The sequence below is a fragment of the Tsukamurella tyrosinosolvens genome (genome assembly GCF_900104775.1).
GTDB classification, from domain to species: domain Bacteria; phylum Actinomycetota; class Actinomycetes; order Mycobacteriales; family Mycobacteriaceae; genus Tsukamurella; species Tsukamurella tyrosinosolvens.
This window is the reverse complement of record NZ_FNSA01000003.1, coordinates 2,476,551-2,495,658: the sequence shown is the minus strand read 5'-3', so window position 1 is coordinate 2,495,658 and position 19,108 is coordinate 2,476,551. Positions and strand designations below refer to the sequence as shown.

The following is a 19,108-nucleotide window of genomic DNA, read 5'->3' as shown; positions in this document are numbered from 1 at the left end:
TGCCGGAACGGCACGAGAACTTGCCAGAGCCTCCGCGGCCGGGGCACGGTGGATCCATGACGCAGCACGCACACGGACACATGCACACCCATCCGGACTGGGCGGCCCTCGCGGCCGAGATCGAGGCCGAGGGCGAGACCCTGAAGCCGTACGTGGAGCAGGCGCTCGACGTGATCGCCGAGCGGAACGCCGCGCCCGCGACGGTCCTCGACGTCGGGTCGGGGCCGGGCGTCTTCACCGCGGCCCTGGCCGCGCGGTTCCCGGCGGCGCGCGTGGTCGCCGTCGACGGTTCCCCGCAGCTGCTGGACCGAGCCCAGGACCGCGCGGAGCGGGCCGGGCACCCGATCGAGGCGCTGCAGACGGAGTTGCCCGACGGCTTCGGCGAGCTGCCCGCGGCCGACGTCATCTGGACGGCGCAGACGATGCACCACCTGGGCGACCAGAGCGCCGCGGTCGCCGCTCTCGCGGGCCGGCTCAACCCCGGTGGCGTGCTCGCAGTGGCCGAGGGCGGCCTGCCCTCGCGGTTCCTTCCGCGCGACATCGGGATCGGCCGCCCGGGACTCGCGGAGCGGCTCGACGCGCTCCAGGCGGTCGGCTTCGGGGAGATGCGGGCCGCGCTCGACGGCACCGTCGACGTGCCGGAGGACTGGCCCGCGGTGCTGCGAGCGGCAGGACTGCGCGACGTGCGCGCCCGGACCTTCCTCGTGGACCGCCCGGCCCCGCTCGACGACGCGGCGCGCGCCGGCGTCGCTCACATGCTCGGCCGCTACCTGCGGATGGCCGACCGGCTCGACCCCGACGACGCCGACGTGCTGCGCCGGCTGACCGATCCGGAGGACCCCCACAACGTGCGACGCCGCCCCGATGTCTTCGTGCTGGCCGCACGAACGGTGTACATCGGGACGGCGTCGTGACCGTCGTCGGGGACTAGGAGACCGTCGCGACCCCGTCGCGGAAGGTGATCGTCCCGTGCTGGAAGGTCTGCTTGATCGCGCCGTTCTCGGCGGTCTCGTCGCTGGTGGGGTAGCCCAGCTTGCCGGTCTCGTGGCCCTGGTCGCCCCACTTGTCGCCGATCACGCCGTGCACGACGTGCGCGCCCGAGGCCTCGGACCAGTAGATGGTGCCGCCCTTGAGCGTGAGGTACTTCCCCTTGCCGTCCGGCAGCGCCGAGACGGGGCCGAGCGGCGCACCGAGGTGGCCCTTCTCGTAACCGTACTTCGCGTACTCGCCGATGATCGGTCCGTCGGTGAGCGTGACCTCGGTACCGCCGGGCGTCGCGATGCTGGTCGACGGCACGGCGGCCTTCGACTCGGAGCCCGCGCCGTTCGCTCCGGACTCGCCCGCTCCGGACTCGCCCGCGCCGGAGCCGTTCGCGCCGGTGACCGCCGAGGCCGCGCTTCCGGCCGCCGACGTAGCGGCGTCCTTCGCGTCGTTCGCGGTGTCCTTGGCGTTGTCGCAGGCGGAGACGGTCACGGTCAGCGCGACGGCGGCGGCTACTGCACCGATCGTCCGTGTGATCCGAGTATTCATAAGAGCTCCCTTCGGCAGGGTGAACTGAACGCTCGGAATGTAACCACACTCTTGACCGGATTTCAGCGCAGACGCACCGTTTGAATCTGATTCACCGTTCCGACCGGGCCCGCGATGTCGTGTATGACCGAATGGGTCAGACCTGCGCCATCGGGTCCGGTGGACACCCGCGTATCGAAGCCGATCGCCGTGCCGACCGGGTCGCGGAACAGGTGCGCGGTGAGGTCGAGGTTCGGATACGCGACCTCCTCCGGGGAGAACCGGGGTGTCATACCGTTCGCAATATCAAAAATTCGCGCGGCGCGGGCGACCGGCCCCGTCGGCTCGTCGAGCAGGTCGACGTCGGACTCCACCCAGTACGCCGCCCGGCCGGGGCGCACCTCGGCGCGACGGGCGCGGGCGGACGCGATGAAGCCGCCGGGCCAGACGGCGCTGGGGTCGCACTCCGGCATCTCCGCGGCGGGCGGGATCGGATCCAGCTCGGAGCCGGCGACCTCGCGGGAGTCGCGCCGGTCGAGGAGCCAGGCGCGGAGCACGAGACCGGCGCGGCCGCCGTGGCTCAGCGTGGCCTCGACGAGCTCGATGGTGCGGCCCGGGCGCACGACCCGGAGGTCCACGTCGACCACGTCCATGGGCAGCGTGCCGAGGATGTCGTAGGACAGGCGCGCGATCCGCAGGTCGTCGTCGCGGCGCGCGTCCCGGTCCTGTTCCACCGCGTGGGCCAGCAGCCCCATGGGCGGGGCGATGTGTTGTTCGGCGGTGTTCCATCCGCCGGAGACGTGCTCGGTCGGGCGGAACGCGGTCGCGGAGACCCTGTCGAAGTACGGCATGGCGTGAGCGTACGCCTACGACCGGCGCGGATCGCGCTCAGGGTTAACTGTCACTAACTGGAATTCGGGGGGTGGTCCCGCCGGCGGAAACGACCGCGCCCCGCACACCGGGAACGGTGTACGGGGCGCGGCTGCCGGCCGGTGGAAGAGGATCAGGCCTTCACATCGAACCGGTCTGCGTTGGCGAGCTTGGTCCACGCGGCGACGAAGTCGCCCACGAACTTCTCGCCGGCGTCGGCGGCGCCGTAGACCTCGGCGATGCCGCGGAGGATCGAGTTCGAGCCGAAGACGAGGTCGGCGCGGGTGGCCGTCCACTTCTTCTCGCCGGTGGCCCGATCGGTGCCCACGTAGGTCGCGTCGTCGTCGGACGCCGGCGCCCACTTCGTGGACATGTCGAGCAGGTTCACGAACCAGTCGTTGCTCAGGGTGCCGGGGCGGTCGGTGAAGACGCCCGCCTCGGAACCGCCGAAGTTGTTGCCCAGCACGCGGAGGCCGCCGATGAGCACCGTCATCTCCGGCGCGGTGAGGCCGAGCAGGTTCGCCTTCTCGACGAGCAGGTACTCCGCCGGCATCGGCGCGCCCTTCGCGACGTAGTTGCGGAAGGCGTCGAAGCGCGGCTCGAGCACGGCGAAGGACTCGACATCCGTGTCGGCCTGGGTGGCGTCGGTACGGCCCGGCGTGAACGGGATCGTCACGGCGACACCGGCGGCCTTCGCAGCCTGCGCCACGCCCGCGTTGCCCGCGAGCACCACGACGTCGGCGAAGGAGACCTTCTTGCCCGACTCCGCGTTGAACGCCTCGACCACGCCTTCGAGCGTCCGGATGACCTGGGCGAGCTCGTCGGGCTCGTTGACCTCCCAGCCGGCCTGCGGCTGCAGGCGCAGGCGGCCGCCGTTGGCGCCGCCGCGCTTGTCGGTGCGGCGGAACGAGGAGAAGGCCGCCCACGCGGTCTTCACCAGCTGCGCGGTGGTCAGGCCGGTGGCCAGGATGCGCTCGGTGATCGCGTCCGCGTCGGCCGCGTCGATCGGCGCGCCCTCGGCTGCGGGGATCGGGTCCTGCCACAGGTGCTCGGTCGCGGGGATCAGCGGGCCGACGTAGCGGGACGTCGGGCCCATGTCGCGGTGGAGCAGCTTGAACCACGCCTTGGCGAAGGCGTCGGCGAGCTCCTGCGGGTTGTCCAGCCAGCGCTTGGTGATCTCGCCGTAGATCGGATCGAACCGCATGGACAGGTCGGTGGTGAGCATCGACGGGTGGGTCTTGCCCGAGCCGAACGCCTCCGGCACCGAGTTCGCCCAGCCGCCGTCCTTCGGGCGCCACTGGTTCGCGCCGGCCGGGCTCTGGAACAGTTCCCACTCGTTGCCGTACAGGATCTCGAGGAAGCTGTTGTCCCACTTGGTCGGGGTGTGCGTCCAGATGACCTCGAGGCCGCTGGTCACGGCGTCGGGGCCGACGCCGGTCCCGTTGCCGCCCTTCCAGCCGAGGCCCTGCTGGTCGATGGGCGCGGCCTCGGGCTCGGGGCCGTTCTCGACGGGGCCCGCACCGTGGGTCTTGCCGAAGGTGTGGCCGCCGACGATGAGCGCCGCGGTCTCCTCGTCGTTCATCGCCATCCGGCCGAAGGTCTCGCGGATGTCGTCGGCGGCGGCCAGGAAGTCCGGCACGCCCTCGGGGCCTTCGGGGTTGACGTAGATCAGGCCCATGTGGGTGGCGCCGAGCGGCTGGTCCAGGTCGCGCTTGCCGGAGAACCGGCCGTCCGACCCGAGCCACGTGTGCTCGGGGCCCCAGTAGACGTCCTCCGGCTCGGCGACGTCGGCGCGGCCGAAGGCGAAGCCCTCGGTGGTGAAGCCCATGTCCTCGAGAGCGACGTTGCCCGCGAACACGATCAGGTCGGCCCAGGACAGCGCGCGGCCGTACTTCTGCTTGACGGGCCACAGCAGGCGGCGGGCCTTGTCCAGGCTGACGTTGTCGGGCCAGCTGTTGAGCGGGGCGAAGCGCTGCAGGCCCGCGCCGCCGCCACCACGGCCGTCCGTGGTGCGGTAGGTGCCGGCGGAGTGCCACGCCATGCGGATGAACAGCGGGCCGTAGTGGCCGAAGTCTGCGGGCCACCAGTCCTGCGAATCGCGCATGACGGCGACGACGTCGGCGCGCACGGCGTCCACGTCGAGCGTGGCGACCGCGGCCGCGTAATCGAAATCGGCGCCCAGGGGGTCACCCTCGGCGGGGTTGTTCGCGAGCACCTTCAGGTTGACCTCGTCGGGCCACCAGTCGCGGTTCCCACCGCCGGCCACTGGCGGTCGCAGCGACCCGTGGGCGACGGGGCAGCCCCCGCTCGTCTGTTCCTGGGGGGAGGTGGTCTGATCCTCGGACACGGCGTTCCTCTCGGTACGGATGTGTGTACGGCTGTTGAAGCGAGGCGGCCGGGCTGGCGGGCCGCGCGTCCTTCACTGTACGTCCGTGGAGCCGCGGATTCCAGCTTTTCTGGAATTATTCTAGAAATCCCTGAAATTCGAGGTGAAACGCCCTATCGGTGCGGTAGGAATGCCCTATCGGCGGCCCGCGCGACTGCCATCGAGCCTCAGTCGCGCGGCCGCGGGAACGCCGCGGTGATGGCGTCCAGGAGGGCCGGGTAGCGCTTGGCCTCGGGGTGGCTGCCGGGCTTCCCGCTCGACACCACGGATGCGGCCAGTTCCCGTTGCGGGTCGGCCCACATCGCGATCTCGGTGAGGCCGGTGTGGCCGAACGCGGCGGGCGCGTGCCGGCCGAACGGGCCGAACCGCTCGGACCCCAACATGTACCCGGTGCCCCAGCGCAGCGGCGCGCCGCCGGTGGCGAAGTCGGGGCGCAGGCGCCGAGCCTGCCGGGTCGCGGCCGCGAGGGTCTCCGGCCGGAGCACGCGGACCCCGTCGAGCTCGCCCCCGCGGCGGAGGATCTCCGCGAACCGGGACAGCTCGTGCGCGGTCGAGACGAGGTTGGACGACGGCACGATGCCGGTGAGGAACTGCGGCGAGTTCGACATCGGGACGATCTGCTGCATGGTGCCGCCCACCACCTTCCGGAAGGCGGCCTCGACGGCGGGCGGTGCGGGCTTGCCCGTCGCATAGCTGAGGCCGACGGCGGGCAGGTCCTCGGGGGCGACGCCGAAGTTGGTCCAGCGGAAGCCCAGCGGGTCGAGGATCTCGGTGGCGGCGATCTCGCGGATCGTTCGCCCCGTGGCGGCCAGCACCAGCTCGCGGACCAGCGGGCCCCAGGTCAGCGCGTGGTAGAAGTGCAGCCGGCCGGGGGAGTAGACGGGCTTGATACCGGCGAGCATCGCCCGCGTGTACTCGCTGTCCTCGGACCGCTTGAGGTCGGGCTTGGGACCGGTGTTGATCGGGATGCCCGCGCTGTGGGTCAGCACGTGCCGCACCGTGATCCGGTCCTTGCCGTCGCTGGTGAACTCCGGCATGTAGTCGGCGACGCGGGCCTCGAGGTCGAGGTCGCCGCGCTCGATCAGCCGGTGCAGCACGGTGACCGCCACGCCCTTCGCCGTGGAGTACGTGCAGAACGGGGTGTCGACGGTGACGCGCACGGGCTCGGCGGCGTCGTCGCGGTTCGACGGGAGGCCGGGGCCGTTTCCGCGCGCGTGCCCGATCGCCCGGTTCAGCACCGTGCGACCGCGGTGCCGCACGCACACCTGGATCGCCGGCTGCATGCCCGCGGCGTACCAGGACCGCGCCGCGAGCCAGATGCGCTCCATCGCGCGCGGGTCCACGTCGGTATGGTCCTCGTCGCCGACGTCGGTGATCGCGTCCAGGTCGCGAGGGACGCGGATGCGCCCCTCCTCGGGTGCGGGGGCCTCCGGCACGGTGTCGCTGCTCACGGGACGAGCCTACGGATAGATTGGCGCGGTGACCCGCCCCAGCACCGCCCTCAAGCTCGCCTACGCCGGACTCGCCGTCGCCGACACCGCGCTGTCGGCCTCGCGGTGGCCCGCGCATCACCACGCGCGGCGGTTCACCAAGCCGCTCCTGCTGCCGACGCTCGCCGCGTCCTTCGCGACCGATCCGCGGGCGCGGCGCTCGCCGCTGCGCCGCAGCACCCTGGCCGGACAGGCCGCGGGATGGGCGGGCGACGTGGCGCTCCTCGGCGACGAGCCGAAGCACTTCGCCCTGGGCGCGAGCGCCTTCGCTACCGGTCACGCGGCTTACATCGGCGGACTGCTGGCCCAGCGCGACCCCGACGCCTCGCTCGCGAAGCCCGCCGCCGTCGCCGCCGCGTGGGCCGTGGGGGCCCCGCGCACGCTCCTCGCCGCGTACCGCACCGCGCCCGCGCTCGCCCCCGTGCTCGCCGGCTACTCGGCGATGCTCAGCGGGACCGCCGCCGCGGCGACCGTCCTCGGCCCGCAGATCCCCGCCGACGCGCGGCGCGCGACCCTCGCGGGCGCCGGCCTGTTCCTGCTCAGCGACTCGATCCTCGGCCTGCGCAAGTTCGTCCTCACCGACCCGCCCGCGTGGCTCGAGGGCGCCGTCATGGCGACCTACACCGGCGCCCAGTTCCTCCTCGCGGAGGGGGCGGCCCGGGCCGGAGCTTGACCCTCACACCGTGTCAGCGGCCAGAGTGGAGACCGTGACCGACACCCCGGACCTCATGCCCATCGGCAGGTTCTCCTCCCTGAGCCGGATCAGCGTGCGGATGCTGCGCCACTACGACACCCACGGTGTCCTGGTGCCCGCGGACGTCGACGCGACGAGCGGCTACCGGCGCTACGCGGCCGCGCAACTCGCCGATGCCGCCGCGATCCGCAGGCTGCGCGACGTGGGATTCGGCGTGTCCGCCATCGGGGCCCTGCTGGCCGTTCGCGGCACCGCGGCGTTCGACGAGGCGCTGCGCGCGCAGCGCCTCGACCTCGCCGCGGCGGCCGAGGACGCCGCGGCGCGGCTCCGCCTCATCGACACTCTGATCCGGGAGCCCACCATGACCGACACCGTTTCCCTCACCACCCTGCCCGCGCGCACGCTCGTGCACCTGCGCGGCACCGTTCCCGACTACGCCGGGGAGGGGCTGCTCTGGGAGCGATTCCTCCCCGCGCTCCGGGCCCAGGACATCGTCCCGATCGGTCCTGGCGGGTGCATCGAGCACGACGACGAATTCCGCGAGTCCGACGTCGACGAGTCCGTGTTCCTCGAGGTGCCCGCGGTACGGTCGCCGCGGCGCCGCTCGACGTCATCGACGCCCCGTCGACCCGCGCGGTCGAGGCCGTGGTCGACGGGCCCTACGCCGAGGCGATCCCGCGGGCGCACGAGGTGATCGGCGCGTACGTCGCCGAGCACGGTCTGACGCTCGCGCGGACCGTCGACGACCCGGCGACGCACCACTTCAACGTCTATCTCAACGACCCCAGCGCTGTGCCGGAGGACGAGCTGCGGACCCGCGTCGTGGTGCCGGTCCGGTAGGTCAGTGCGCGGCGGGGGCGCCGCGGAGCCTGCCGATCACGTGCACGATCGCGACGACCACGGCGCCCACCGCCAGCCCGAACAGGGCCGAGCCGAGGGTGTTGGCGAGCCACCCGACCACCGAGCCGATGGCCGGGATCAGGTCGTGCGCCCAGGTCTCGAAGTGGTGCACCACGGAGTAGGGCCAGTGCCAGCCCAGGTCGTCGAGGCCCACCAGCAGGATGTGCCCGCCGACCCAGCACATGGCGACGATGCCGACGTTCGCCAGCACGCTCAGCACCACCGGCATGGCCTTGACCATCGCGGTGCCGACCTTGCGGCTGAACTCCGACGGGCGCTGCGCCAGGGCGAGGCCCACGTCGTCCATCTTGACGATCGCCGCTACCACCCCGTACACCAGCGCGGTGATGAGGATCGCGACGACGACGAGGATCAGCGCCCGGGACCAGATCGACTCGCTCGCGACCTCGTTCATCGCGATCACCATGATCTCCGCGGACAGGATGAAGTCGGTCCGGATGGCGCCGGCGACCACGGTGTCCTCGTCCACCTCGCCCGTCGACGAAGAGGGCTCGGCGGGCTCGGCGTGCCCGCTGATCTTCTCCCAGATCTTCTCCGCGCCCTCGTAGCAGAGGTACGTGCCGCCGAGCATGAGGATCGGCGTCAGCGCCCACGGCGCGAGCCAGCTGAGCAGCAGGATCGCGGGGAGGATGAAGATCAGCTTGTTGCGCAGCGAGCCCTTCGCGATGCGCGCGACGATGCTCAGCTCGCGCTCGGGCTTGATGCCCTGCACGTAGCGTGGGGTAACGGCCGTGTCGTCGACGACGACGCCCGCGGCCTTGACGCTCGCCCGCCCCGCGGCGGCGGCGACGTCGTCGACCGACGCGGCGGCGAGCCGCGCGAGCGCGGCGATGTCGTCGAGCAGGGCAGCGAGTCCTCCGGCCATGGCGACAGCGTAATCGGCGCGCGCGGCCCGCGTTTGCCGGACTGCCGTCGCGGCCCGTCGGCGTGGGGGAGGATAATGGGGGAACCGTTACATGGAGACTGACAGAGCAGTTCGTACAGAGTCGACCGACCAAGACATTCGGGAGAAGCAAACACACATGAGTGCGCAGCAGCAGACCATCATCTACACGCTGACCGACGAGGCCCCACTACTGGCCACCGCGTCGTTCCTGCCGATCATCCGCGCCTTCGCCGGGCCCGCCGGCATCGACGTGCAGACGAGCGACATCTCGGTCGCGGCGCGCATTCTGGCGACCTTCCCCGAGCGCCTCACCGACGAGCAGAAGGTGCCGGACAACCTCGCGGCCCTGGGCGAGCTGACCCTCGATCCGTCGGCGAACATCATCAAGCTCCCGAACATCAGCGCTTCGGTGCCGCAGCTGCTGGCCGCGATCGCCGAGCTGCAGTCCAAGGGCTACGACATCCCCGACCTGCCCTCGGAGCCCAAGACCGACGAGGAGCGCGACATCGCGACGCGCTACTCCACCATCCTCGGCAGCGCGGTGAACCCGGTGCTGCGCCAGGGCAACTCGGACCGTCGTGCCCCGCGCGCCGTCAAGGAGTACGCGCGCAAGAACCCGCACAGCATGGGCGAGTGGTCGATGGCCTCGCGCAGCCACGTCGCGCACATGAAGCACGGCGACTTCTACCACGGCGAGAAGTCCACGACGCTCGACCGCGAGCGCGACCTGCGCATGGAGCTCGTCACCACCGACGGCCGGACCCACGTGCTCAAGGACAGCGTCAAGCTCGGCGCCGGCGATGTCATGGACTCGATGTTCATGAGCAAGAAGGCCCTGCTCGAGTTCTACGAGGAGCAGATGCAGGACGCCTACGAGACCGGCGTCATGTTCTCGCTGCACGTCAAGGCCACCATGATGAAGGTCTCGCACCCCATCGTGTTCGGCCACGCCGTGAAGGTCTTCTACAAGGACGCCTTCGCCAAGCATCAGGAGCTCTTCGACGAGCTGGGCGTCAACGTCAACAACGGCCTCGGCGACCTGTACGACAAGATCGCCACGCTGCCCGCCAGCAAGCACGAGGAGATCGTCAAGGACCTGCACGCCTGCCACGAGCACCGCCCGGAGCTGGCGATGGTCGACTCGGCGCGCGGCATCTCCAACTTCCACTCGCCGTCCGACGTCATCGTCGACGCCTCGATGCCCGCCATGATCCGCGCCGGCGGCAAGATGTACGGCGCCGACGGCCGCACCAAGGACACCAAGGCAGTGATGCCCGAGTCCACCTTCGCGCGCATCTACCAGGAGATCATCAACTTCTGTAAGACCAACGGCGCCTTCGATCCCCGCACCATGGGCACCGTCCCCAACGTCGGCCTCATGGCGCAGAAGGCGGAGGAGTACGGCAGCCACGACAAGACCTTCGAGGTCCCGGCCGCCGGCACCGCCAACATCGTCGACAACACCACGGGCGAGGTGATCCTGTCCCAGGAGGTCGAGGAGGGCGACATCTGGCGCATGTGCACCGTGAAGGACGCCCCGATCCGGGACTGGATCAAGCTGGCCGTCAACCGCGCCCGCAATTCCGGTACGCCGGTGCTGTTCTGGCTGGACCCGTACCGCCCGCACGAGAACGAGCTCATCAAGGCGGTCAAGGCCGAGCTCAAGAACTACGACACCGAGGGCCTCGACATCCAGATCATGTCGCAGGTGCGCGCCATGCGCTACACCCTCGAGCGCGCGATGCGCGGCCTCGACACCATCGCCGCGACGGGCAACATCCTGCGCGACTACCTCACCGACCTGTTCCCGATCCTCGAGCTCGGCACCTCGGCGAAGATGCTGTCGATCGTGCCGCTCATGGCGGGCGGCGGCATGTACGAGACGGGCGCCGGCGGCTCGGCGCCGAAGCACGTCAAGCAGCTCACCGAGGAGAACCACCTCCGCTGGGACTCGCTGGGCGAGTTCCTCGCGCTCGCGGTGAGCTTCGAGGACATGGGCATCAAGAACGAGAACGGCGCCGCGAAGATCCTGGCGACCACGTTGGACGCCGCGACCGGCAAGCTGCTCGAGAACAACAAGGCCCCGTCGCGCAGCACCGGGGAGCTGGACAACCGTGGCAGCCAGTTCTACCTCGCCCTGTACTGGGCGCAGGAGCTGGCCGCGCAGACCGAGAACCCGGAGCTGGCGGCGAAGTTCGCGCCGCTGGCGAAGGCGCTCACCGAGCACGAGGCCACCATCGTGGAGGAGCTGCGCGCGGTCCAGGGCGAGCCCGCCGACATCGGCGGCTACTACTACCCGGACCCGGAGAAGATGGCCACGGTCATGCGGCCCAGCGCGACCTTCAACGCGGACCTGGCGTCGCTCGACGACTGATCGATCCCGCGGGAACGGGCATCGCCGACTCGGGTCGGCGGTGCCCGTTCCGCTATTGCGGGACGGGTGCGGCCAGCGCGACGACCATGTCGGCGACGGTGTCGAGGTCCGCGGCGGAGCGCGCCGGGTCGGGGTGCGCCACGTGCTGCAGGATCAGGCCGTCGACGGCGCCGAGGATGACCCGGGCGAGCCGGTCCAGCGGCACGGCGCTGGTCTCGTGGGCGCGGTCGGCCGCCTCGGCGCACCACTCCCGCACGGCCTCGGTGTAGCGCTCGTACTGGATCCGCGCGAGGTCCTCGAGGCCCGGGGTGCGCAGGGCGTGGGTCACCAGCTCGTACTGCAGCACCTGGAGCTCGCGCTCGTCGGTGACCAGCGCCGACCAGAAGTTCCGCATGCCGTTGCGGATGGCGTGCGCGAGGCCGGCGTCGGTCTCGGCCGTGCGCCGGAGCACGTCGGAGATGTCGTCGACCACACGCTCGATGACGGCCTGCAGCAACTGCTGCTTGCTCGGGAAGACGTGCTGCAACGTGCCCAGCGGGATCCCGGCCTCGGCGGCGACCGCGCGCAGGCTCGTCTTGGCGACCCCGTCGCGGATCAGGACCGCGCGCGCTGCCGCGACGATCTGCGGGCCGCGCACCGCGGACTCGACGTAGGGCATCCGGCCTCCGGTTCCAAAGGGTGGGTGTCCAGCAAAGCACACCGGATTCCGGTCGAGGCCTCGACACAGGGGTGTGACTCGGCTTACAGTACGTGACCAAGTCATACAACTGACTGAGATGAGGGAGCGGGACATGACGGATGTGGACGTGATCGTGGTGGGCGCCGGTCTGGCGGGCCTCTCGGCAGCGCGGTGCCTGACGGCCGAGGGGCGGACGGTGCGGGTGCTCGAGGCGCGGGATCGCGTCGCCGGCCGCAACCACGGTGGTCTCCTCAGCAACGGGACGCCCGTGGAGCTGGGCGGGCAGTGGATCGGCCCCGACCAGACCGCCGCGCTCGATCTCGTGGCCGAGCTCGGGCTGGAGACCTTCCCCTCCTACGACGACGGTGACGCGATCACCTTCGTGGACGGGCGCGCCGTCCGGTACGCCGACGAGAGCTTCGGTCTCGACGAGGTGTCGCTCGCGGAGGTCGGGCGGCTGTGGGTGGCCATCGAGACCCTCGCCGCGGGCGTCGACCCGGCCGCGCCGTGGGACGCCGACGGTGCCGCCGATCTCGACCGACACAACGTCGACACCTGGGTGGGCGCGAACACCCAGAACGCGATGGCGCGCAGCTTCTTCCGGATCATCGTGCCGGCCGTCTTCTCCGCCGAGACGGCCGAGCTCTCGTTCCTGCACTTCCTGGCCTACATCCGTTCGGGGACCAGTCTGGCGATGCTGCTCACCACCGGGAAGGGTGCGCAGGACTCCCGGGTGGTCGGGGGGACGCACCTGATCTCGGAGCGGATGGCGGAGCAGCTGGGGGAGTCGGTCGTCCTCGGCGCCGTGGTCCGCACGATCACGCAGGACGACGGGGGCGTCACCGTCGCCTACGAGAACGCCGACGGCACGCCCGGCGGCGCGCTCACCGCCGACGAGGTGGTCGTCGCGATTCCGCCGACCCTCGCCGGCCGTATCCGCTACCTGCCGGCGCTGCCCTCTTCCCGCGACGGACTGACTCAGCAGATCCCCGCCGGCTCGGTGATCAAGGTGCAGGTCGGCTACGACCGCCCCTTCTGGCGCGAGGAGGGGCTCAGCGGCTTCGTCATCAGCCTCGACGACGCTTTCAATGTGGTCCTCGACAACTCCCCGCAGGACGCGAGCTGCGGCGTCCTCGTCGGCTTCCTCGAGGGGGCGCACGCTCGGGCCGCGGAACGACTCACTCCGGCCGAGCGGCGCGATCTGGTCCTCGGCGCCCTGGTGAAGTACTTCGGCCCGCAGGCGGCGACACCCTTCGACTACGTCGAGATGGACTGGTGCGCCGAGGAGTTCAGCCGCGGCTGCTACGGCGGCCGGCTCGGCTGCGGCGTGTGGACCCAGTACGGTCACGCCCTCGCCGCGCCTGTCGGTCGGATCCACTGGGCGGGCGCGGAGACCGCGAGCCGCTGGAACGGCTACATGGACGGCGCTATCCGCTCCGGCCGGCGCGCCGCCGAGGAGATCCTCGCCCAGCGGGCCCGGTGACTCAGAGGAAGCGGGACTGCTGACCGTCGACGAAGGACATGAGGCGCTGGTACCCGGAGCCGGTGACCCGGACGAGCAGGTCGAGCGCGACGGCATCGGGTCCGATGAGGATGCGGCCGTGGTTCTTCTTGACCCCGTGCAGAATGGTCCGGGCCGCCGAGGCGGCGCTGGTGCGCGCGAGGTGCTTGTTGAAGAAGTCGGCGAAGGCGGCCTGATCCTGCCCCTCGGCGACGGTGGCGTTGTTGCAGATGTCGGTCTTGATGCCGCCCGGGTGCACGCAGCTCACGCCCACGTTGTGCCCGCTCGAGAGCATCTCGATCCGCAACGCCTCGGTGAAGCCGCGGACCGCGAACTTCGCGGCGTTGTAGGCGCTCTGCCCGCCGACGCCGAAGAGGCCGAAGATCGAGCTGGTGTTGGCGATGTGCCCGTCGCCCGAGGCGATGAGGTGCGGCAGGAACGCCTTGGAGCTGTTCACCACGCCCCAGAAGTCGACGTCCATCAGGCGGTCGTAGTCCTTGAAGGAGGTCTTCTCGACACTCGCGTGGTGCGCGATCCCGGCGTTGTTGAACACGAGGTTGACCACGCCGTAGTGCTCGGCGACCTCGTCCGCGTACGCGAGGATCTGCTCGCGCTCGCCGACGTTGACGACCTTGGTGTGCACCTCGGCGCCCAGGGCGCGGGCGTCCGCCGCGGTCGCCTCGAGGCCCGCGGCGTCGTAGTCGCACAGTGAGAGCTTCGCGCCCTGCCGGGCGAGCTCCAGAGCCAGCTCGCGGCCCATTCCGGACGCGACGCCCGTGACGACGGCGACCTTGCCGTGGAAGTCCTTCATTCGATCTACTCCTGGTTCTCCATGATCCGCGCCAGGAAGGCGGCGGCGTCGTCGGCGGCCGCGTACACGGTGCCGAAGTGGTCGGTGGGGTACAGCTTGAGCGTGACGGGTTGGCGGTGCAGCGCGAGCGCTGCGGCGAGCGAGAGCCCGGAGGCGACCGGCACGTCGATGTCGGTCAGGCCGTGGCCGAGGAAGATCGGCCGGTCGTACCCCTGCGTCGGCGTGCCCATGTGCGCGTGCAGCGCGTCGTAGACGCCGGGAACTGTGCGCAACGGGGCGGTCACCCACGTGCTGATCTTCGCGCCGCGCACCGCCTCGCGGGTGTCGTACAGGCTCAGCCGCTCGGACAGGTCCACGATCCGCCGGCCCTCGTCGCTGAGCAGCCCGTCGATCCCGAGGTCGGGGCGCGCGTCGCGGATGCCGGCGAGGATGTACGCCGCGTAGACGTTGGTCAGCGGCGGCAGCACGATCGGCGGGAACGAGGGCCGCAGGAACTGCGCGACCCGCTCGATGTTCGCGGGGGTGCCGGTCGCGACGGTCCCGCGCAGGTCGAGGCCGTACTCAGCGCCGAACTCGGCGGCGTAGCGGGCACCGTTCATGGCGGCCCCGGCGCCCTGGGACTGCCCGACGAGGGCCCACCGTCGGGCCAGGGGGAGCCCCAGCCGCCCGGCGGCCTGGACCGAGTCGATGAGGTTGTGCGCCTCGACCTTCCCGTTCAGGTAGCTCATCAGGCCCGGGGTGCCCATGCCGGCGTAGTCGGTGGCGACAACGGCGTAGCCGTGCCGCAGCCAGTGCCCCAGGTAGAACTGCTGCCGCTCGGACTGGGGCTGGGCCGAGGGGGTCGCGTCGTCGCACAGCCCGACGGTGCCGTGCGCCCACGCGATCACCGGCCACCCGCCCTCGGGGGCGTCGCCGGCGGGCAGGAACAGCGCGGCCGTGCTCACGGCGGCCCCGTGCTGGTTGGTGGTGGAGTAGAGGAAGCGGTACGCCTCAGCGGCCTCGTCGAGGCTCAGCTCCGCGGCCAGCGGCACCCGGTCGATCGGGCTGCCGGGCGGCATCGCGGGGCCCGCGTGCTCACGCGCGTCGAGGCCGGACCAGTTCGGCGGCCCGATGGGCGTGACGGGGTCGGGGGTCGCGAGGCCCCGGAGCAGGCCGCCGACGCGGCTCGTCACCGCGCGGGGCAGGGCGGACGGCGTGATCGGCACCACTGCAACCTAACAGTCGCGGGGCGCCTCCGCCGCCGGCCGGCGCGGGATCGCGAGCGAGCATGCCGCGGCGACGGCGCAGACGACGAGGCACAGCAGGATCGTTGCGGTGTATGCGCCGGTCGACGGCGTTTCGACCGGCCCCGCCGGGGTCGCGGTGACGACGGTGGCGCCCGTGAGCACCATCGCGACGACTGCGGTCGCCATCGACGTGCCGACCGAGCGCATGAGCGCGTTGACGCCGTTGGCCTCGCCGGTCTGCTCGACCGGCACGACGGCCATGATCAGCGCGGGCATCGCCGAATAGGCGATGCCGAGCCCGGCTCCGACGAGCGCGCTCGACGCCAGGATCCAGGCCCAGTGCACGGTCCACGGCCCGGCGATCGCCAGGAGCAGCACCAGGTAGCCGCCGGCGATGACGACGGCGCCGACGGCGAGCGAGATCCGTGCGCCCCGGCGGTCGGTGATCCACGAGCTGACGCGGGAGAAGGCGAACATCACCAGCCCGCTCGGCATCAGGACGAGGCTGGCCGCGACCATGCCGAGCCCCAGCCCGGCGGGGCTCTGCTCCGGCGCCATGAGCAGCTGGATCGGCATCATCTGCATCGCGTAGAAGGCGAAACCGGTGGCGATCGACGCCGCGTTGGTGAGCAGGATCGGCCGGTGCAGGAGCGTCCGCACGTCGATGAGCGCGTTCGGGGTGCGCAGCTCGTACCGCCACCACGCGGCGCCCGTCACGACGAAGGCCGCGAAGAGCCCCAGCGTCAGCGGGTCGGTCCAGCCCCATTCGGCGGCCTTCGACAGGGGGAGCAGGACGAAGGTCAGGACCGCCGTGAGGCCGACGGTGCCGATGGCGTCGAAGCTGCCGCCGGGGTCGGCCGGGCCCTCCGGCACGGACCGCAGGATCGCCGCGCCGCACACCACCGCGGCGAGCGCGCACGCCCAGAACAGGGCGTGCCAGCTGACGTGCCGCGCGATCGACGCGGCGAAGGGCAGGCCCAGGGCACCTCCGACGCCGAGCGAGGCGCTCATGGTGCCCACTGCGGAGCCGAGCCGCACCGCGGGGACGATGTCGCGCAGGATGCTGATGCCGACGGCGATCGCGCCGATGCCGAGGCCCTGCAGGCCCCGTCCGATGAGGAACGGGAGGAAGGCCGTCGCGAGCGCGCACACGGTGGATCCCAGCGCGACCGCGGCCATGGTGCCGAGCAGCACCCGGCGCTTACCGAACATGTCGCCCAGTCGCCCGGCGATGGGAGTGCCGACCGCGCCGACGAGCAGCGTGATCGTAAGGGTCCACGACGCATTGGTCGGGGTCGTGCCCAGCATCCCCGGGAGCTGGGGGATGAGCGGCACGATGATCGTCTGCATGAGGGCGACGACGATGCCCGCGGCGCACAGCACCGCGACGGCAGCACGGGGATAGGGCTCGGACAGGGTGATGCCTTCGTGATCGGCGGCGGGCAGGTAGCAATCCTAACAATGAGGCGCGCGGTACCGGCGTGTCGATCGGTCACCGGCGTGCAGTGCTCGGTGTGATCAGTCGCGCCGCTCCAGGTCGGCGTGGCCCGCGAATCTGGCCGCGGGTTCGGCGAGCGCGCCGCGCAGGTGGAGGAAGAGCTCACGGGCGGGTGCACCGGGCCAATCATCGGGCAGCGCAGCAGTGGGCAGGCCGGGGTCCCGGTAGGGCAGGTCGCGCCACGCCGTGACCAGGTGGAGGTGATCGGCGAAGGCCTCCGCGTCCGGCCCCGGTTCCGTGTCCCACCGGACACGGACGGGGGTGAACTCGGCGAGGAACGTGCGGTACTCGTCGGCGAGGGCGTCGAGGTCCCACCAGCCGCCGGCCTCTGCGCGGAGCCGGTCCGAGGCCGGGGGATGCAGGTCGAACCATTCCACATAGCCGTCGAGATCGAGCTGGCTCAGGCGCGCTCGGGCCTCCGCGCCGATCCCCGACGGGGCGATGTACACGCTGGCGCCGACGACGCCGAAGCCCATCTCTCCCAGGGTCTTCTTCAACAGCACGCGGCGCGCGCGCTGGGACTCGGGCACGGAGAAGACGGCGAGGGCCCACGGCGCGGCGGGGTCGTACGGGTGATCGCCGAAGATCCGGCTGTCGCCGGCCTCGAAGGCCGCGGCGCGGCGCCCCGCGAGGCGGTAGTGGCCCGGCGTCGCGGCGTCGAGGAGGCCCCGGGACTTCATCCGGGAGACGCTGGAGCGCACGGACTGCTCGTCCGGCCCGGCGGTGCCGATCAGGGCGATGATCTGGGAGATGGGGAGCGGCTCCGCGCCGCGGCCGTAGAGCCCGAACAGCGACACGATGAGGTCGCGCACCAGCGGCTGCGGTCGCACTGCCTCCGTCATCGCCCCTCCTCGGTGCCGCGCGGCGCGGGCGCGGGCTCCCCGCGAGGTTACCCCCGTGCGCCCGATCCGATCTCGGCGATGCCCGCGATCTCGATCAGCGCTTCGGGCTGCCACAGCTCGCTGATGCCGATCCCGGCCATGGCGGGGTAGTGGTCGCCCGCGAGCTCGCGCCAGATGCGGCCGATCTCCCTGCCGTTGCGCTGGTAGTCCTGCACGTCGGTGAGGTAGATGGTCACCGACACCAGGTCGTCGGGCGTGCCACCCGCCTCGGCCACGGTCGCGAGCACGTTCGAGAAGGCGCGGCGGAACTGCTCGACGATGCCTCCGGGCACGATCGCGCCGTCGGCGTCCATGGCGGTCTGTCCGCCGAGGTGGAGCGTGTTCCCGACGCGCGTGCCGTGCGCGAAGCCGCGGGGGACGGCGAGCTGCGGGGGATTGACGGTGACCTTGGCGGGCATGGGGTTCCTTTCGTGCAGAGGCGGATCGGTGGAGAAGTGGGGTCTGGTCCCGGTGTGTGATCCGTGCTACATTCAGCCTATCTGACGGCCGTCAGAAACGCTATATACGACTTCCGGAGGCGCTCGAATGAGGCTCGCAACCCATCGGCTCGGCGACGGGACGGTCGCCACGGTGGACGTCGGAGACGGCGCGCGGTGCACCGACGCCGCGAGTGTCGACGAGCTCCTGCGCCGGGAGGACTGGCGCGCCGCGGCCCGCCGCGCCGCGGACGAGGGCGCACCGCTCCCGTCCTCAGCACGCCCGCTCGCGCCGATCCTCGCCCCGGGCAAGGTGCTGTGCTGCGGACTGAACTTTCGCGCGCACATCGAGGAGATGGGGCGGGGCGTGCCCGCCGTGCCCACCTTCTTCGCGAAGTGGGCCGATACGCTCGTCGGCCCCGACGCCGACGTCGCCCTCTCCGCAGGTGACACCGAGAAGCTCGACTGGGAGGCCGAACTCGCCGTCGTCGTCGGCGCGGACCTGCGCCGCGCCTCCGTCGCCGAATGCGCCGCGGCGATCGCCGGCTACACCGTGAGCAACGACGTCTCCCTCCGCGACCGACAGTGGGCCACCACGCAGTGGCTCTCCGGGAAGTCGTGGGACGCCACGACGCCCATCGGTCCGGTCGTCGTCACCGCCGACGCCTTCGACCCCGTCGAGCACACCGTGACCTGCCGCGTCGACGGCGAGTCCGTGCAGCACGCGCCGCTCGACGACCTGCTCTTCCCACCTGCCGAACTGCTGCACCACGCCTCGCGATTCACCCGCCTGCGCCCTGGCGATCTGGTGCTCACCGGTACCCCGGCCGGCGTGGGCGCGGGCCGCGATCCCCAGCGCTTCCTCACCGACGGGCAGGTCCTGGAGACGGAGATCTCGGGGATCGGGCTCCTGCGCAACACCATCCGCATCTCGTCCTGACCGCA

General features: G+C 71.5%; 18 protein-coding genes. 7 read left to right on the top strand and 11 right to left on the bottom strand.

The window, feature by feature from the left end; translation table 11 throughout:
- Positions 1-56: 56 nt before the first annotated feature.
- Positions 57-914, top strand: a complete 858-nt coding sequence (locus BLW32_RS13515) for a class I SAM-dependent methyltransferase (protein WP_068741848.1) — start codon at positions 57-59, stop codon at positions 912-914.
- 13 nt (positions 915-927) lie between these two features.
- On the opposite strand, the gene BLW32_RS13510 is transcribed toward BLW32_RS13515, so the two are convergent.
- The 4 genes from BLW32_RS13510 to BLW32_RS13495 form a co-directional block, all read right to left on the bottom strand.
- Entirely contained in the window at positions 928-1,530 is a 603-nt protein-coding gene (locus BLW32_RS13510) for an LGFP repeat-containing protein (RefSeq protein WP_068741849.1), read from the bottom strand.
- A 62-nt stretch (positions 1,531-1,592) separates the two neighbouring features.
- Positions 1,593-2,360 carry an acyl-CoA thioesterase domain-containing protein gene (locus BLW32_RS13505; protein ID WP_068741850.1) on the bottom strand — a complete coding sequence of 256 codons (768 nt, stop codon included), beginning with the start codon at positions 2,358-2,360 and terminating at the stop codon, positions 1,593-1,595.
- A 152-nt stretch (positions 2,361-2,512) separates the two neighbouring features.
- Positions 2,513-4,726: a catalase/peroxidase HPI gene (gene katG, locus BLW32_RS13500; protein WP_068626727.1), complete on the bottom strand. Its 2,214-nt coding sequence runs from the start codon at positions 4,724-4,726 to the stop codon at positions 2,513-2,515.
- A 206-nt stretch (positions 4,727-4,932) separates the two neighbouring features.
- On the bottom strand, positions 4,933-6,216 hold the full coding sequence (locus BLW32_RS13495) for a serine hydrolase (RefSeq protein WP_082791420.1): 1,284 nt from the start codon (positions 6,214-6,216) through the stop codon (positions 4,933-4,935).
- Between the two features lie 28 nt (positions 6,217-6,244).
- On the opposite strand from BLW32_RS13495, the gene BLW32_RS13490 reads away from it, so the two are divergent.
- From BLW32_RS13490 to BLW32_RS28165, 3 genes are read left to right on the top strand one after another with little or no spacing between them, the layout of a single operon-like run.
- Positions 6,245-6,928 (top strand): lysoplasmalogenase family protein, encoded by a 684-nt coding sequence (locus BLW32_RS13490; RefSeq protein ID WP_068741851.1) that lies wholly within the window; start codon positions 6,245-6,247, stop codon positions 6,926-6,928.
- A gap of 34 nt (positions 6,929-6,962) precedes the next feature.
- Positions 6,963-7,643 (top strand): MerR family transcriptional regulator, encoded by a 681-nt coding sequence (locus tag BLW32_RS13485; protein WP_231857376.1) that lies wholly within the window; start codon positions 6,963-6,965, stop codon positions 7,641-7,643.
- On the top strand, positions 7,595-7,789 hold the full coding sequence (locus BLW32_RS28165) for a GyrI-like domain-containing protein (protein WP_148673205.1): 195 nt from the start codon (positions 7,595-7,597) through the stop codon (positions 7,787-7,789). The genes BLW32_RS13485 and BLW32_RS28165 overlap by 49 nt, the downstream gene beginning before the upstream one ends.
- A 1-nt stretch (position 7,790) precedes the next feature.
- Here BLW32_RS28165 and BLW32_RS13480 read toward each other — a convergent pair whose 3' ends face one another.
- Positions 7,791-8,735 (bottom strand): DUF808 domain-containing protein, encoded by a 945-nt coding sequence (locus BLW32_RS13480; protein ID WP_068525728.1) that lies wholly within the window; start codon positions 8,733-8,735, stop codon positions 7,791-7,793.
- Between the two features lie 157 nt (positions 8,736-8,892).
- Between BLW32_RS13480 and BLW32_RS13475 the strand changes: the two genes are divergently transcribed.
- Entirely contained in the window at positions 8,893-11,130 is a 2,238-nt protein-coding gene (locus tag BLW32_RS13475) for an NADP-dependent isocitrate dehydrogenase (RefSeq protein WP_068525727.1), read from the top strand.
- Positions 11,131-11,182: 52 nt separating this feature from the next.
- On the opposite strand, the gene BLW32_RS13470 is transcribed toward BLW32_RS13475, so the two are convergent.
- Positions 11,183-11,788 carry a TetR/AcrR family transcriptional regulator gene (locus BLW32_RS13470; protein WP_068741852.1) on the bottom strand — a complete coding sequence of 202 codons (606 nt, stop codon included), beginning with the start codon at positions 11,786-11,788 and terminating at the stop codon, positions 11,183-11,185.
- A gap of 133 nt (positions 11,789-11,921) precedes the next feature.
- Between BLW32_RS13470 and BLW32_RS13465 the strand changes: the two genes are divergently transcribed.
- Positions 11,922-13,292, top strand: coding sequence for a flavin monoamine oxidase family protein (locus tag BLW32_RS13465; protein ID WP_068741853.1), 1,371 nt, complete (start codon positions 11,922-11,924; stop codon positions 13,290-13,292).
- Position 13,293: 1 nt separating this feature from the next.
- Here BLW32_RS13465 and BLW32_RS13460 read toward each other — a convergent pair whose 3' ends face one another.
- The 5 genes from BLW32_RS13460 to BLW32_RS13440 all read right to left on the bottom strand — a co-directional run bounded on the left by BLW32_RS13460 (position 13,294) and on the right by BLW32_RS13440 (position 18,145).
- Positions 13,294-14,121, bottom strand: a complete 828-nt coding sequence (locus tag BLW32_RS13460; RefSeq protein WP_068525725.1) for an SDR family NAD(P)-dependent oxidoreductase — start codon at positions 14,119-14,121, stop codon at positions 13,294-13,296.
- Positions 14,122-14,126: 5 nt separating this feature from the next.
- Entirely contained in the window at positions 14,127-15,329 is a 1,203-nt protein-coding gene (locus tag BLW32_RS13455; protein ID WP_068741854.1) for a lipase family protein, read from the bottom strand.
- 6 nt (positions 15,330-15,335) lie between these two features.
- Complete coding sequence (locus BLW32_RS13450) at positions 15,336-16,730, bottom strand: MFS transporter (protein ID WP_082791421.1); 1,395 nt, start codon at positions 16,728-16,730, stop codon at positions 15,336-15,338.
- A gap of 135 nt (positions 16,731-16,865) precedes the next feature.
- Positions 16,866-17,687: a PaaX family transcriptional regulator gene (locus tag BLW32_RS13445; RefSeq protein ID WP_068525722.1), complete on the bottom strand. Its 822-nt coding sequence runs from the start codon at positions 17,685-17,687 to the stop codon at positions 16,866-16,868.
- A gap of 47 nt (positions 17,688-17,734) precedes the next feature.
- Positions 17,735-18,145 carry a RidA family protein gene (locus BLW32_RS13440; RefSeq protein ID WP_068525721.1) on the bottom strand — a complete coding sequence of 137 codons (411 nt, stop codon included), beginning with the start codon at positions 18,143-18,145 and terminating at the stop codon, positions 17,735-17,737.
- 127 nt (positions 18,146-18,272) lie between these two features.
- On the opposite strand from BLW32_RS13440, the gene BLW32_RS13435 reads away from it, so the two are divergent.
- Positions 18,273-19,103: a fumarylacetoacetate hydrolase family protein gene (locus tag BLW32_RS13435; RefSeq protein ID WP_068741855.1), complete on the top strand. Its 831-nt coding sequence runs from the start codon at positions 18,273-18,275 to the stop codon at positions 19,101-19,103.
- Positions 19,104-19,108 lie beyond the last annotated feature (5 nt).